Source organism: Pseudomonas sp. 5P_3.1_Bac2, assembly GCF_025465995.1.
Taxonomy (GTDB): Bacteria; Pseudomonadota; Gammaproteobacteria; order Pseudomonadales; family Pseudomonadaceae; genus Aquipseudomonas.
Genome location: NZ_JANLNY010000028.1, coordinates 242053 through 256773, shown reverse-complemented (window position 1 = coordinate 256773; position 14721 = coordinate 242053). Strand labels below are relative to the sequence as shown.

The following is a 14721-nucleotide window of genomic DNA, read 5'->3' as shown; positions in this document are numbered from 1 at the left end:
GGCTGCCTTGCCAACGGCAAACGGGTAACTGAAGGCAGAGCACCGCCTTGACTAGCCGGTGCAGCACAGCACGTGGCGCCCTTGGGGCTTTAGGCATACGGTGTATGAGTGGCAACCCAAGGCCTAAGCCTCGGGTTGCCACAGGTTAAGCCAAGATATCGGCCTGGGTGGCCTGGCCAATCAGATTGATGACGAAGTCGGGCTGAGACTTGCCGCTGAAGTCGATGGTGAGGCGGCCGGTATTGCTGGGCGCGTCGTAACCGAGGATGGCTTGGCCGACTACGCCGCTAAACGCGCTGACGTACTGCAGAGTGAGGCCGTTGACGAAAGCGGCGATGCCGGTAAGGTCGATTTTGTCCTGGCCGCTGGTGAAGTCGAGGATGCGGTCCGCGGCGGTGGCCCGAGATTCGGCGATATCGGCGTAGACAAAAATGTCTCGCCCGCCGCCGCCACTTAACTGATCGGCTCCTAAGCCGCCGTAGAGAATGTCGTTACCGCCACCGCCGCGTAGCAGATTCGCCGCGCTGTTACCGATCAGCAGGTCATCACCGGCGCCGCCAAATGCGTTTTCTACACTCACGCCATGGGCGATAGAGACGTTGCCGAGCAGGCCGCCGACATCAGAGAAACTGCCGGCACTGAGGTTGATCTTTTGCCCTTGGCTGTAGCCTGAAAAATCCAGGGTGTCGTTGCCGCCGCCGTCCCAAACGGCAAACACCAGTTTGCTGCTGGCCGAGGTGGCGCTGTAGAAGTCGCGTCCGCTGTTGGAGTTAAAGCCGTACACCGTGTCCCCGGTGCGGGTGGCGGTGTTGGCGCCATACAGGCTTTGCAGCGCAGTAATGTCGTCGAGAAGCGGTGCAGCCGCATAGGCGCCTTTGAAGTCGTGGCCGGTGTACTGCTCGCCCCAATAACTCATCGAGGAAAAGCCGCGAGTGTCCTCGCCATAGGTGGCGTTGCTATAGGTGGGCGCACCTTGCCCCGCGTTGTAGTTGCCGGGGTGGCTTAGACCCAAGGCGTGACCGATTTCGTGGGTGATGGTCAGGCGACCATAGCCGCCCAGGGTCGGGTAGTTGTTCGAGGCTTCATTCAGCAGCCAGATCTCTGAATGTTCGATCACGCCTTGGCGGTTCGGGAAGTTATCGGCAAAGGCCGCGCCGCCGATGGAATTGCTGTAGACCCCGAAGGTGATGCCTGCGGTACGGGGCGATGCAGCCTGGACGAAGTCAATATTGGCGATGTCTTCCCACGATTGCAGGGACAGCAGCGTTTGCGCTTTTTGCTGCTCGTTGAAGCGGCTGAAGGTGCCTAGGTTGTAGCTGTTGAAATAGCTGTTGGGGGCATCAAGGAAGGCGTAGCTGATGGTCGCCACACCTTTGCCGTCGATGGGCCAGGCAGTGTGGCTGCGGGTAATCTGGGCGGCAGCAGCGTCGCTGTCGTAGGAGGGTTTACCGTTGAGCGTTAAGCCGTTACCACGGGTATGTAGGTTGAAGAAATTGAGCACTTGTTGGTAGGCATCACTGCTGGGTTTTAATGCAAGAGCGTTAGTAGGCATATCCCTATCCTCATGACGCAAATACTTATTGTTGATGTCATTACCTTGTGGGTAATAACAAAGTTAGACCCGGTTAGGTCAGGAATTAAGCTGCCATGGAATAGTTACATTTGTCTATTTTTACGGCGCGCTTTAATAAAATATAAGTGAATATAAAAGTTTAGGATTTAATATATAGTCGGTTAAGTGTTTTATTGCGCTGTTGTTGGTTTGTTAAGCTACTTTTTACGGATTTTTAATAGCTAGCTAAGTTTAATCTGTGCAGCAATTTTGGCCATTTATAGTGGTCTTAGGACACCTAGCCTCCTAGCTCTGCGCCATAGGGCCAAGTGGCTTGCTAAGATGCGCTGTGATGTAAGCCACTAACAGGCAGCCGGTAAGCGCTTAGGGGATATTCTAGGATTTGATCAATTTAGATTTTTTAATTTATTTGCGAATTTCAATGTTCTTGAAATGCGTACTGGTATTGTTTGCTTGGTAAATGTCTAGTGGTTGAAATATTACTTTGTATGTTGTGTAGATATTTTTGTGGGGGCTTCTGGCGTGAGTTTTTAGAAGGGGGCTGTTTAGGTGGCAGGTTGTAGGGTTTTATGTTTGTAGGCGTATTTAATTAATTGCAGTTACGTTACAAGTATTTATCCCACGCTGTGTGGCTGTGGCTGTGGCTGTGGCTGTGGCTGTGGCTGTGCGTAATGGCTGGTCGAGCGTTCTTTTAGACCTGTGCAGCGCCCTGCAAGGAACTGCGCTTGGTCAGACCCAGAAGCCTGGGCCTGACCACTGCATAGAGGGCTTAGGCGGCCGCTTTGTGGGGGTTTAGGCACACCGGACCGGCGCGTTTGACCACGGCGTGTTCCACCTCTTTGCGCAGGCCGAGCAGAAACACTGCTTCGGCCACCACAAACAGTGGGCCGATGGCCAAGCCAATCAGGTCATCAACAAAGGCAGGTTTGCGCCCTTCGTAGTAATGACCGATAAACTGAATAATCCAGCCGACGACAAACAGACCGATGCCACTAGCCAGCCATAGGCTTTGGCTAGAGGCTGCCAGCACCGCGCCGGGCCACAAGCACAGGCTCAGCAGCAGGCTCATGAGCAAGCCAAAGCGCATATCCAGACACAGATAGAACGCGCTAGTGGCTATCACCAGCAAGGTCGCTGGTGATAGCCACAGGCCGGCTAAACTCAGGCCTGGGCGCGATAGTAAAACGGCCACGGCGACCACAATCAGCGGGATGCCGATAAAGTGGCTGAGGATATTGCGTTGATCGCGGTGGTAAGTGGCGTAGTTACTCAGATGATCGACCAGAGTTTGCATAATTATTATCTCAGGCGGGACGGGTGATTGAGCATGGCCGGGGTTGCTTGCCAGGTTCTGTCGCCTAGCCGACAAACTGGAGTGAGCGAATGAACAGCGCGTTAGGCTTCCACAGCCTGCTGGCCCAGGGTAATTGGTTTGCTGGCCTGTCCGCGGACTTACAACAGGCTTTATTGGAGGCGGCGCAGGTGCAGCTGCTTAGCGCTGGTCAGGTGTTGTTTCGCCGTGGCGATAAAGCCTTGGGGGTGTACGCCGTGGTGGAGGGCGGTGTGCGTGTCGGCGCGGTGACGGCTGCGGGCAAAGAGTCGCTGCTGGCGCGGGTGGAGGCGCCGCAGTGGTTTGGTGAGATCGCCCTGTTTGACGGCCTGCCGCGCACCCATGATGTGTTTGCCGATAGTCCCAGTACCTTGCTGTTGGTCAGCGAAAGCCGCTTGCATGCTCTGCTCACTGAGCAGCCCCAGTATTGGCGCGATTTCGCCCTGCTGATGAGTCACAAACTCAGGCAGAGCTTTGCTTATCTGGAGGATTTAAGCCTGCTGCCAGCGGCGCCGCGCTTGGCCCGAAGGCTGCTGGCCATTGCTGATCAGTATGGTGAAGGCGCGTCGCGTTCGCTCTTGCAATTGCCCCAAGAGCAACTGGCGTTGATGTTGGCCCTGTCGCGGCAGACCACTAACCAAATCCTCAAAGAGCTGGAGAGCCTTGGCATCCTGCGGTTGAATTACGGCGAAATTGAGATTCTTGATTTTGCCCGCCTGCAACACGCGGCCGACTGACTGAACCCACACCCCTGACTGACGTTCTACTGCCAGTGCCAACTTTAGAGACTGATGCGCCGATGTCCACTCCTGCTTGCTCCGCTTTACCCTTAGTGTTGGTTGGCCCGCTGCTGCGCTTAATCCAGCCGCAGCGCTTGGTGATTTGGCTGGTGGGCAGTCAACGGTTAACCCTCAATCTGCATCTGGCCGTGGCCGCTCAGGAGCAGCAGTACCCTTTGCTGGGCGAGCGTTGCCAAGTGCTGCAGATCGGTGAGCGGGCCTTTATCCACCTGATCGATGTGGCCCTCGATGAGCCCCTGCCCTATGACGTGCAGATCGATTACGACCTGCTGCTTGAGCAGCCTGGCCAGGCTGCACAGGGGATTAAACAGTGGGGCCCCCATCTGCTGTATGGCGATGCGCAGAGGGCCAATTTTGTCCTGCGTGAGCGCTTGGATCACCTGCTCCATGGCTCGTGCCGCAAGCCACACTACAGTGCGCCCGATGGCATGTTGTGCGCCGATCAACTGTTGGCGGAGCCTCATCGCCCTGAACAGCGTCCGGCCTTGCTGATGCTCAGTGGCGATCAGGTGTATGCCGACGATGTGGCCGGGCCGATGTTGCGCGCCATTCACCAGTTAATCGAGCGCCTGGGGCTGTTTGGCGAGTACCTGCAAGGCAGCATTGTGGACGACAGCACGGAGCTGTATCAGCACCCGGCCAGCTACTACCAGCGCACCGAACTGTTGCCCGAAACGCCGAGCAACCAAGGGGTGCATAAACGGTTTTTTGCTGGGGTAAAGAAGCCGATTTTTACCAGCAACAGTGCCGACAACCACTTGGTGACCTGCGCCGAGATGTTGGCCATGTACCTGTTGGTGTGGTCGCCCACACCCTGGACCCTATTGGATGACAGCTTGCCTGAGCTGCCGCCGGATGAGCTGACGCGTTATCAGCAGGAGCTGGGGCCGGTTACCGACTTTCGTGCAGGCCTGGCACAGGTGGCTCGGGCGCTGGCGCATCTGCCGACGTTGATGATTTTTGACGACCATGATGTCACTGACGACTGGAACCTCAGCGCACAGTGGGAGCTCACCGCCTACGGCCATCCGTTTTCCAAGCGCATCATTGGCAACGCGCTGCTTGCCTACATGCTGTGCCAAGGCTGGGGTAACCAGCCGCAGTTATTCACCGAGCTGGTGGCGCAGGTCGGCAACATGCTCGATGCCCGTGATAGCACCAACCATTTGCCCTGCGCCCAGCAAGACGAGCTGATCAACCGACTGTTCAGCTTTCACCACTGGCACTACGTGCTGCCCACCCAGCCGGCACTGGTGGTGCTGGATACCCGCACGCGCCGTTGGCGCAGCGAGCACAAGCTGCGTGAGCCCTCAGGTTTGATGGATTGGGAGGCTTTGTGTGAGTTTCAGCAAGCGCTGCTCGATCACCCCTCGGCAATCATTGTGTCGCCGGCGCCGATGTTTGGCGTGAAGTTGATTGAGACGGTGCAGCGGATCTTCACCTGGGCCGGCCAACCGCTGATGGTCGATGCGGAAAACTGGATGGCACACCGTGGCGCGGCGCAGGTGATGCTGAATATCTTCCGCCATTCACGCACGCCGGGGCACTACGTGATCCTCTCCGGCGACGTGCATTACTCGTTTGTGTATGAGGTGCTGATCCGTCAGCGCAAACACGGCCCGCATATTTGGCAGATCACCAGCAGTGGGGTGAAAAACCAATTCCCCAAGCGCCTGCTGGATTGGTTCGACCGCCTCAACCGTTGGCTGTATGCGCCCTGGTCGCCGCTCAACTGGCTAACCCGCCGCCGCGCCATGCAGGTCACGCCCTTGGTGCCGTCGCGCAGCCAGTCTGGCGAACGGCTGTGGAACAGTGCGGGGTTGGGCCAGGTGTACTTCGATGAGCAGGGCCTGCCGCGGGCGATCTATCAGCTCAATGCCGACGGCTCGCCACGGGTCAGTTTTGGCCTTGAGCGGGAGGCCAGCGCCGAGGCTGAGCTAGTCCAGCCAAACCCTGGCGCATAAGCCAGGCTTAGCGCAGCTTTTCCAGCATCTGGTAGTACCACATGCCGGCCGCCAGCATCGGGTTGCCGAACACATCACCCAGCGGCACCTTCACATGCTTACAGCGGGCGAAGGTGTCGAATTTCTCTAGGTCGCCAGTCAGCGCCGTGGCCATGATTTCCCCCATGATGTGGCTGGTGGCGACGCCATGGCCCGAGTAGCCCTGGCAGTACCAGACGTTATCCGACAGCTTGCCCAGCTGCGGGATGCGGTTCATCACGATGCCCATGGCGCAGCTCCACTGGTAGTCGATCGGCACGCCCTTGAGTGCCGGGAAGGTGCGTTCGATGCAGGGCCGCAGCTCGCCGGCGATATCCCGCGAATCGCGCCCGGAGTAGTTGGCGCCGCCACCGAACAGCAGGCGGCCATCGCCGGTCATGCGGTAGTAGTCGAGCACAAAGCGGCAGTCATACACGGCCAAGTCTTGCGGGTTGATCTGCTGGGCTAGCTCGCCCAGTGGCGCGGTGGTGACGATGCCGCCCATGGCCGGGAAGATCATGCCCTTGAGCTGTTTGCGTTCGAGCTTGTGATACACGTCGCCCGCGAGCAGGATCTGCTTGGCATTGACCCGGCCCTGGGCGGTGACCACGGCTGGCTGGGCGCCGTGGATGATGTCGAGCACTTCGGAGTGCTCGAAGATCAGCCCGCCCAGGCTGGTCAGCGCCTGGGCTTCACCCAAGCACAGGTTGAGCGGGTGCAGGTGCATGTTGCGCAGGTTTTTGATCGCCCCACAGTACAGGTCGCTCTGCAGGTGCTCGCGCACGCCGGCGGCATCGAGCAGGCTGACTTCATCAGCCATGCCACGCGCTAGGGCTTCGTCATAGGACGCGCGCAGTTCGTCCATATGGGACGGCTTCATGGCGGCGTGCAGGTGACCGAATTTGAGGTCGCACTGGATGCCGTATTTGGCTACACGTTGCTTGATGATCTCGTGGCCGCGAAAGCGCAGGTTCCAGATGAAATCATCCACGTCGCTGCCCAGCCACTGCTGCATTTGCTTGCGCATGGCGCCGTCACCGGAGAGGCTGCCGGTGACCTGGCCGCCGTTACGGCCACTGGCGCCCCAGCCGACTTTATGGGTTTCCACCAGCGCCACTTTGTAGCCGCGCTCAGCCAGTTCCACCGCGCTGGCAATGCCGGTAAACCCGCCACCGATCACGGCGATATCCACCTCAACCGTGCCTTGCAGCGTTGGGTAGGCGGTTTCGTAGTTAAGGCTGGAGCTGTAGTACGACGGGCTGCGCTCGGCAGCGGGCGTCACGGGTTTTATCGCGGCGTTCATAGGCGGTTCCTGATCGCAGAATTTTATTGTGGGTGTGGCAGCAGCTTAAGCAGCGGCGCAAGCGTCTGGAGGGCGGGCGTGGCGGCAATGCCAGAGGGACCAAAAGGCCAGGATGCTGCGCCGCAGCACATTGCCGTTTAACCCGGCACAGCGCAGTCGCTCACGGGGACGTGAGGCGCTTGGCGGGGTGGGCAACAGCGGCACAGGAGTACGCATGTTGGGCAGATTCACACAGGCTTAGTGCGGCATAAATTGTATTTTTCGCATGCTTGGTTAAGCGCTGACTAAACAATTGATCGACAGTTTTAGCTGAGCCTTAACCCGCAAGACGGTGCAAAGTTATCCACCGGGCGGTGTGGTGAGCTGCTCTAGCGCCGGGCTTTGCGCTGTGTGGAGGCGCTGGTTTGACCGTCAATCTGTCCACCGTGCGAAGGGGGCCAGACTGCGCATAGCCCCCGTCCGGAACTATGCACAGGAGTACGAAATTCCCCGTGAGGACTTAGGGCTCTGGCTTGTAGCCCAAGCGCAGGCCACCCCAGTGCCGGCCTTGGACAAAGATCGGCACCGACAGGTCGTGCATCAGCTCGCCGGTATCGCGCATATAGGTTTGCAACAGCAGCGCCTGCTGGTGGCTGCCACAGCGCAGGCCGGTGCGATCATTAAACAGGCGCTTACTGCGGCTGCGCGCGGTGTCCACGGTGCGGTCGCCGGTAGGCGGATGGTTAAACGCGTTGTTATGGGTTGGCACATAGCCTTCGGCGGTGGTGGCAATGGCGAATACCAGGCCTTCGTGCTGACTCAGTAGCGGCTCTTGCAGGCTGGGCAGAACCTGATCGGCATAAGCATCGAAACGGGTTTTGTACTTCGCCGGGAAGCTATTGGCGATGGGCTGAAAGTTGCGGTCGAACAGGTCATTCAAGCTGATGCGGCCACTGCTGATGTCGTTGGCAAACTTATCCCCAATCGCCGCCGCGCCTTGTCGGGCCAGGTCATAAATGCGCTGGTGATAATCGTCTAAACCGACTGTGGATAACTGCTCGCTGACACTTTCCGCCAGGCCCACCAATCGTTCGGCGGCTTGGCTCAGTTGGCGGGTCTGCGCTTCGCTGTCGCTGACATCGCCACGCAGTTGCCCCACCGCTACCGACAGCTCGGCCAGACGCTCGTGGTTGTAGCGGGTGCCGCTGTCGATCTGGCCGACCTGCTCGGCCACATCCTCGGCCAGGCTGGCGATGCCGTGCAGTTGTTCGCCGGTGTACTCGACCTGGGCAGCCGCTTGGGTCAGTTGCTCGGCCTGCTGCTGCATATGCACCACCACGGCACTGCTCTGCTGGCGGATATCGGTGACGATCTGGCCGACTTCCTCGGTGGCGCTGCTGGTGCGTCCGGCGAGGTTACGCACCTCGTCGGCCACCACCGCAAAGCCACGGCCCAGATCACCGGCGCGGGCGGCCTCAATGGCGGCATTGAGCGCCAGCAGGTTGGTTTGGCTGGCGATGGATTGGATCACCTGGGTGACTTTCTCGATCTGCTCGGTGCGGCTGCTTAAGCCATCGATCAGCTCGCGGCTGGTGGCGGTCTGGGCGCTGAGCTGCTGCATGGCCTGGATGGCTTCGCGCAGCTGCTGCTGCCCGCTGCGGCTATTGGCGCGCACGCTGTGGGCCGCCTGCAGGGTCTGGGTGGCGCGCTGGGCGTTGTCTTGCTCGGTGTGGGTGATGGCCTCGGCGGCCTGGTTGATTTGCTCGGTAGCGCTGAGCTGCGAATGCAGGCGCCCGCTTAACTGCCCGGCGGCGTGGGCCACTTGGGCGGCAGCCAGGGCGTTTTGCGTGGTATGACGCGACAGGGTTTGGCTCAGCTGACTAAACGACTGATCCGCAGCGGTTGGCGCCACTGTCTCGTGTTCGGGCCGTTGCCACGGCCCCAGCCACGGCCATAGGCCCAGCAGCAACAGCGAACTGACGCTGATATACCAAGGCACCTGCACCTGTTGGTAGAGCACCAGCAAACCGATCAGGCCGGCCGTGTGCAGCAAACAGGCGATGGGTGATGACACAAAAGCAGAGCGCATCACGAACCTCATTATTGTTGTTTTACCCGATTGACCAGCGGTACGCCCCATACCTGAGTGAGGTAATGACGAAGCGTGACTGCCGGTAACTGGCGAGCGTGCGGAATCGATTGCCTGGCTAGGCAATCGGCCGCGTTCGGAGATTCTATAGACCATAGCGGGTGATGCTCTCTGCGGCCAACCTGGAATGGAGGCTGAATTCGAGCACCCCACGGCACCGGGGGGCTATGGCACTTTGGTCGGGGGGCCTTAGTACCTAAGTGTTTTGCCGTGGCCGTGGCGCCCCCGGCTGCGCCGCGCTGGAGTTAGGACGCCGCCATGGGCCGCGAGGTTTAAGGATGAAAGGGCGCGGCTTCGCACACTTCAATCAGTAGCGGCCGGTCATGCGGGGCGCTGGCCAACAGCTGCGCCAAATGCGCGTGATCGCGGGCGCGCTCGGCCACGCAGCCAAAGCCACGGGCGATGGCGAGCAGATCCGGGGTATAGATATCCACGCCGATGGGGGTGATGTCGCGGCGCTGCATATAGCGCTTGATTTCGCCGTAGCCGCTGTTGTTCCACAGCAGCACGATGATGCCCACCCCCGCCTCCACCGCGCTGGCCAGCTCGGGCAAGGTGAACTGCAAGCCGCCGTCGCCCATCAGGCTGATCACCGGGCGACTCGGCTCGGCCAGTTTGGCGCCAATGGCGGCCGGCAAGCCGTAACCCAAGGTGCCGTAGCCGGTGGAGGAGTTAAACCAGCGGCGCTCGCCGTCCAGCTCAACCAAGTGGTTGCCGCTGTACACGGTTTGCGTGGAGTCGCCGACAAAGCGCGCCTCGGGCAGCGCTGTAAGGATGCACTCGAACAGCTGGCGGTAGTGGCCCCAACCGCTAAAGCCTTCGGCCAGTTGCCTTTGTACGGCGGCGCAGCGCTGGGCGCCGGGGCTGCTGGCGCTGGCTTCACCCGGGTTAAGCTCGGCCAACAACATGCGCATGGCCAGGCGCGCATCACCCTGAATGGCCAGGTGCGGGATAAAGTTGCGCTGCAATTGCTGGCTGTCGATATCGATGCGAATCAGCCGCCCCGGCAGCTTGAAGTTGCCATCAAACACCACGTCGTAATCGGTCTCGCCCAGCTCGGTGCCGATGGCCAGCACCACGTCGGCCTCCAGGGCCATGGCGCGCACCGGTTCGAGCGACTGGTTACTGCCCAGCAGCAACGGATGGCCCGCTGGCAACAGGCCCTTGGCGTTGATGGTCAGTGCGGTGGGCGTGTCCAAGGCCGCGGCCAAACTGCGGGCTTCGGCCTGGGCGCCGACACAGCCGCCGCCGAGCAGCAACAGCGGTCCCTCGGCGCTGCGCAGCAGGCCCAGGGCTTCACGGATCAGGGTGCGATTGGGCGCCGGGCGCAGCACCTGAGGTTTGTTCACCAGCTGCATATGGCTGGCGTCGGCGGTGATAATGTCCAGTGGCAGTTCGATATGCACCGGCCGTGGCCGCTCGCTATCGAACACGGCATAGGCGCGGGCCAGCACACTGGGCAGCTCCTCGACGCTCATCAGGGTGTGGCTGAAGGCGCTGACGCCGGCGACCATTGCGCGTTGGTTGGGCAGCTCATGCAGGTAGCCCTTGCCCAAGCCCAGACGCTCACGCTCGTTAACGCTGGAGATCACCAGCATGGGGATCGAGTCGGCGTAGGCCTGGCCCATGGCGGTGAGGATATTGGTCATGCCCGGGCCGGTGATGATAAAGCACACCCCCGGCTTGCCCGAGACGCGCGCGTAACCGTCGGCCATAAAGCCGGCGCCCTGCTCGTGGCGCGGGGTGATATGGCGAATACGGCTGGCTGGCAAACCGCGATACAGCTCCACGGTATGCACGCCGGGGATACCGAACACGGTGTCGGTGCCCCAGGCTTCGAGTTGTTTCACCAGAAATTCACCGCAGGTCATTGTGCTCATGGGGCGGGTGTCTCCTGAAGACTAAAAGGCGGGCGGGCGAAGATGCGCCGCAGCATCGGCGCGAAGTGTTCTAAGGCGGGGCTTGAGTACGCCGGGTCGAAAGACGGACAGTCCCAGTCGCGGCAAAAAGCCTCACAGGCGTCGAACCAGGGGTGGCCGCGAAACTGCTCGCGGGCATCGGTGTCTAGGCCTAGGTGTTGCCAGTAGTAATGGCCCTGGAAGATATCGTGATGCTGTACGATCCAATGGGTGCGGGGTGTGACAAACGGCTTGAGGATGGCCGCGGCAAACTGGGCGTGATCAAACAGCGCCAGCTCATCGCCGACATCGTGCAGCAGCGCGGCGACGATCATCTCCTCATCGGCGCCGGCCTGTTCGGCGCGGCTGGCGCTTTGCAGGCAATGTTCCAGGCGCGTGACCTGATACGGCTGCTCGCCCTCGCCCATTTTTGCCAGCGCGCGCAGCAGGTGTTCGGGCAGCTCGCGCAGGTATTGCTGGTCATGGGCCATGATCAGTTGCCAGTCTTCGGCCGTGCTGTGGTCGATGCGGGTAAAGCCAGCTTTGCTCATGTGTGTCTCCCTGATACAGGTATGACCTGGGTGCCTTTAGCGGTGGTTTCGCGTAAGGCAAAACCGCCGCTAAAGGCACCGTCATTAAGACGGTGCCTGTCACTGTTACTGCGCTTGTACCACTTGCACGCTACGGCCGCTGCACAGGCTGATCAGCACAAAGCTGACGGCGGCTACCGCCAGGCTGTAGTAGATCGGCGTGTTGGCATCCAGACCGTCCTTAAGCATAAAGATCACCGCCGTCAGGCTGCCCAGCAGCATGCTGCTGATGGCGCCGGCTGTGCTGGCGCGCTTCCAGTAGATGGCGCCCAGCAGAGGGATGAGCATGCCGCCGACCAATAAGTTATAGGCCATAGTCAGGGCGCTGATCACATCGCTGACCAACAGGGCGATCAGCAGCACCAGGGCGCCGAGGAGGAAGGTGAACAGACGGTTAACGTGGGCGTCGCTGTTGCTGCCGGATTGGCCTTTGAACAGCGGCCAAATGTCCTGCGCGGCCGTGGTCGAGGCGGCCAAGAGGCCTGCGCTGGCGGTGGACATCAGGGCGGCCAGTGCGGCGGCGATCACCAGACCGCGGATACCGTCCGGCAGCGTGGTTTGCACGATGCTGGCGAAGGCGTTGTTGACGTTATCCAGCTCCGGCAGCAGCACCTTGGCGGTCATACCGATCACGGCCATGGCCAGACCATAGAGCACGCAGTAGATGCCCGCCGCCGAGCCGGCGACGCGGGCGACGCCGCTGCTGCGGGCAGTGAACACGCGCTGCCAGATGTCTTGGCCGATAAAGATGCCGAAGAAGTAGATCAGGAAGTAGGTGATGATGGTGTCCCAGCCAATGGCGGTGACATCGAAATAACTGGCGGGTAGCTTGGCCACCAGCGCATCCCAGCCGCCGGCATCGCTGAGCGACATGGGCATCAGCACGAAGACCAGGCCGATGGTCATGATCAAGAACTGCACGATGTCGGTCAGGGTCAGCGACCACATGCCGCCGATGGTCGAGTAGGCCACGACAATGCCGCCGCCAATCAGTACTGCGACCCAGAATGGCATGCCGAACAGCACCTGCATCACGGTGCCGATACCGATCACCGAAGTGGCGGCCAGCATCAGGCCGTAGACCAGCATGATCAGGGCGCTGGAGTGGCGAGTCGTCGCGTTATAACGGCGCTCCAAAACCTGGGTGACAGTGAAGATTTTCAGCTTCAGCAGCGGTTTGGCGAGGCACAGACTGATGCCGATAATGCCCACGCCCAGCGCCGCGCACAGCCAGAATCCGGAGATGCCGTGGACATAGCCCAAGCGCACGCTGCCGATGGTCGAGGCGCCGCCCAAGACGGTGGCGGCCATGGTGCCCAAGTAGAAACCTGGGCCTAAGTTACGCCCGGCCACCAAGTAGTCTTCCTGGGTTTTCGCCCGCCGAAAACTGTACACACCAATGAGTAGCATCGCCGCTACGTAAATCAGCACTACAAGCAGATCAAGAGTCATACCAGTACACCTTTTATAGTTGTTGTAACACCCGTGCTGGAGTGCGCTGAAGGCACTCCAACACGCTTACCTCAGGCAGTCTTACCGACTGTTTTCACGCTCGCTGGCGCCGCCGGGCTGGACCACAGCGCACCCTTCGGCCCGAAGACGGCGGCGGGTTCCGGGAACAGACGCAGCAGCGCCAGATACAGCAGACAGGCCAGACCCAAGGTCAGCGGCAGGCTGATATCGATACCACCGGCCAGCTCACCGAAGGTGCCGACAAACTGGCCCGGCAGATTGACGAAGCACAGACCCACCGCCGCACTGGGAATCCAGGCGCTCATCGCGCGCCAGTTCCAGCCATGGCTGAACCAGTAAATGCCGCCGCGCTCACCCCGGCTGAAGGCTTGCAGATCGTGGCCGCTGTAATGACCACGACGGTCGAGCAGGCCAATGATCATGATCATGATCCACGGCGTGGTGCAGGTGACGATCAGCACGGCGAAGGTCGACACGCTCTGCACCAAATCCGCCACGAAGCGGCCGATAAAGATAAAGGCGATGGCGGCAATGCCGATCAGCACGGTGGCCTGCACGCGGCTGAGCAAGCGCGGGAACATGCTCGACATATCGAGGCCCGTGCCATACAGCGCGGTGGTGCCGGTGGACATGCCGCCGATCACCGCGAGCAAGCACACCGGCAGGAAGTACCAGCTCGGGGCGATGCTCAGCAGACCGCCGACATAGTTGTTCTGCTCGATGTACTGCGGCGCTTGCACGGCGACGATGGTGGCGGTGGCCAGGCCGAAGATAAACGGAATCAGCGTCGCCACTTGCGCGGCGAACACCGCGGTCATGATGCGCAGCTTGGAGGTTTGCTTAGGGATATAGCGCGACCAGTCGCCCAAGAACGCGCCGAACGACACCGGGTTGCTCATGGCGATCAGCGCGGCGCCCAAGAAGCTCGCCCAGAAGCCGGCGTCGTCCATCCCGAGGCTGCCGGCATAGGCGAAGTCGAATGGCCCTACGAAGGCGGCAATACCCAGCAAAAACAGGGCGCTGGCGCAGATCACGGCGATCTTGTTGACCCACAACATAAAGCGGAAGCCATAGATGCACACCACCAGCACCAGGGCGGCGAACAGGCCGTAGGCCAGGCCCAGACTCAGGTTGTTTTCATCCAGGCCAATCAGCCGGTGCGCGCCGCCCACCAAGGCATCACCGGAGCTCCACACCGACAGCGAGAAGAATGCCACGGCGGTGAGCAGCGACAGGAACGAGCCAACGATGCGCCCGTGCACACCGAAGTGGGCGCTGGAGCTGACCGCGTTGTTGGTGCCGTTAAGCGCACCGAAGATGCCCATGGGCGCGAGGATTAATGCCCCGACGAAAACGCCGAGCAAAATCGCCGCTAAACCGGCCTGAAACGACAGGCCGAACAGTACCGGGAAACTACCCAGTACGGCGGTGGAAAAGGTATTGGCGCCGCCGAAAATCAGGCGGAATAGATCAAGGGGTTTTGCGTGCCGTTCCTGGGCCGGGATCTCCTCAACGCCGAAGCTTTCAATCAAGCTCTGCGCCGGATTTTTATCATTCTCACGCATTCTGCTCACTCCCTAACCGTCCGCCCTAATGGCTGAGCAGGGCGGACGATTTATTATTTTTATTGAGGATTGTTCTGAC

At 60.5% G+C, this 14721-nt stretch carries 10 protein-coding genes; 2 read left to right on the top strand and 8 right to left on the bottom strand.

The window, feature by feature from the left end; genetic code table 11:
* Positions 1-145: 145 nt before the first annotated feature.
* Both NTD81_RS18315 and NTD81_RS18310 read right to left on the bottom strand, forming a co-directional pair.
* On the bottom strand, positions 146-1552 hold the full coding sequence (locus NTD81_RS18315; RefSeq protein ID WP_262184164.1) for a serralysin family metalloprotease: 1407 nt from the start codon (positions 1550-1552) through the stop codon (positions 146-148).
* A gap of 790 nt (positions 1553-2342) precedes the next feature.
* The gene (locus NTD81_RS18310) at positions 2343-2867 is read right to left on the bottom strand and encodes a DUF962 domain-containing protein (protein WP_262184163.1); all 525 of its coding nucleotides are present in this window, start codon (positions 2865-2867) and stop codon (positions 2343-2345) included.
* Between the two features lie 89 nt (positions 2868-2956).
* Here NTD81_RS18310 and NTD81_RS18305 point away from each other — a divergent pair, with 89 nt between their 5' ends.
* Both NTD81_RS18305 and NTD81_RS18300 read left to right on the top strand, forming a co-directional pair.
* Entirely contained in the window at positions 2957-3640 is a 684-nt protein-coding gene (locus NTD81_RS18305; protein WP_262184162.1) for a Crp/Fnr family transcriptional regulator, read from the top strand.
* 62 nt (positions 3641-3702) lie between these two features.
* The gene (locus NTD81_RS18300) at positions 3703-5667 is read left to right on the top strand and encodes an alkaline phosphatase D family protein (protein ID WP_262184161.1); all 1965 of its coding nucleotides are present in this window, start codon (positions 3703-3705) and stop codon (positions 5665-5667) included.
* A gap of 7 nt (positions 5668-5674) precedes the next feature.
* On the opposite strand, the gene NTD81_RS18295 is transcribed toward NTD81_RS18300, so the two are convergent.
* From NTD81_RS18295 to NTD81_RS18270, 6 genes are all read right to left on the bottom strand, one after another.
* Positions 5675-6988 carry an NAD(P)/FAD-dependent oxidoreductase gene (locus NTD81_RS18295; RefSeq protein WP_262184160.1) on the bottom strand — a complete coding sequence of 438 codons (1314 nt, stop codon included), beginning with the start codon at positions 6986-6988 and terminating at the stop codon, positions 5675-5677.
* A gap of 499 nt (positions 6989-7487) precedes the next feature.
* The gene (locus NTD81_RS18290) at positions 7488-9056 is read right to left on the bottom strand and encodes a methyl-accepting chemotaxis protein (RefSeq protein WP_262184159.1); all 1569 of its coding nucleotides are present in this window, start codon (positions 9054-9056) and stop codon (positions 7488-7490) included.
* A 332-nt stretch (positions 9057-9388) separates the two neighbouring features.
* Positions 9389-10987 carry a 5-guanidino-2-oxopentanoate decarboxylase gene (locus NTD81_RS18285; RefSeq protein WP_262184372.1) on the bottom strand — a complete coding sequence of 533 codons (1599 nt, stop codon included), beginning with the start codon at positions 10985-10987 and terminating at the stop codon, positions 9389-9391.
* A gap of 5 nt (positions 10988-10992) precedes the next feature.
* A complete protein-coding gene (locus NTD81_RS18280) occupies positions 10993-11565 on the bottom strand; it encodes an HD domain-containing protein (RefSeq protein WP_262184158.1) in 573 nt (190 codons plus the stop codon).
* Positions 11566-11670: 105 nt separating this feature from the next.
* Positions 11671-13056 (bottom strand): sodium:solute symporter, encoded by a 1386-nt coding sequence (locus NTD81_RS18275; RefSeq protein WP_262184157.1) that lies wholly within the window; start codon positions 13054-13056, stop codon positions 11671-11673.
* Between the two features lie 71 nt (positions 13057-13127).
* Complete coding sequence (locus NTD81_RS18270; protein ID WP_262184156.1) at positions 13128-14642, bottom strand: purine-cytosine permease family protein; 1515 nt, start codon at positions 14640-14642, stop codon at positions 13128-13130.
* Between the last annotated feature and the right edge of the window lie 79 nt (positions 14643-14721).

Excerpts from the sequence above, each read along its gene's own strand:
- NTD81_RS18315 (WP_262184164.1), bottom strand. The coding sequence starts at position 1,552 with ATGCCTACTAACGCTCTTGCATTAAAACCCAGCAGTGATGCCTACCAA.
- NTD81_RS18270 (WP_262184156.1), bottom strand. The coding sequence starts at position 14,642 with ATGCGTGAGAATGATAAAAATCCGGCGCAGAGCTTGATTGAAAGCTTC.
- NTD81_RS18310 (WP_262184163.1), bottom strand. The coding sequence starts at position 2,867 with ATGCAAACTCTGGTCGATCATCTGAGTAACTACGCCACTTACCACCGC.
- NTD81_RS18290 (WP_262184159.1), bottom strand. The coding sequence starts at position 9,056 with ATGCGCTCTGCTTTTGTGTCATCACCCATCGCCTGTTTGCTGCACACG.
- NTD81_RS18295 (WP_262184160.1), bottom strand. The coding sequence starts at position 6,988 with ATGAACGCCGCGATAAAACCCGTGACGCCCGCTGCCGAGCGCAGCCCG.
- NTD81_RS18305 (WP_262184162.1), top strand. The coding sequence starts at position 2,957 with ATGAACAGCGCGTTAGGCTTCCACAGCCTGCTGGCCCAGGGTAATTGG.
- NTD81_RS18275 (WP_262184157.1), bottom strand. The coding sequence starts at position 13,056 with ATGACTCTTGATCTGCTTGTAGTGCTGATTTACGTAGCGGCGATGCTA.
- NTD81_RS18285 (WP_262184372.1), bottom strand. The coding sequence starts at position 10,987 with ATGACCTGCGGTGAATTTCTGGTGAAACAACTCGAAGCCTGGGGCACC.
- NTD81_RS18280 (WP_262184158.1), bottom strand. The coding sequence starts at position 11,565 with ATGAGCAAAGCTGGCTTTACCCGCATCGACCACAGCACGGCCGAAGAC.
- NTD81_RS18300 (WP_262184161.1), top strand. The coding sequence starts at position 3,703 with ATGTCCACTCCTGCTTGCTCCGCTTTACCCTTAGTGTTGGTTGGCCCG.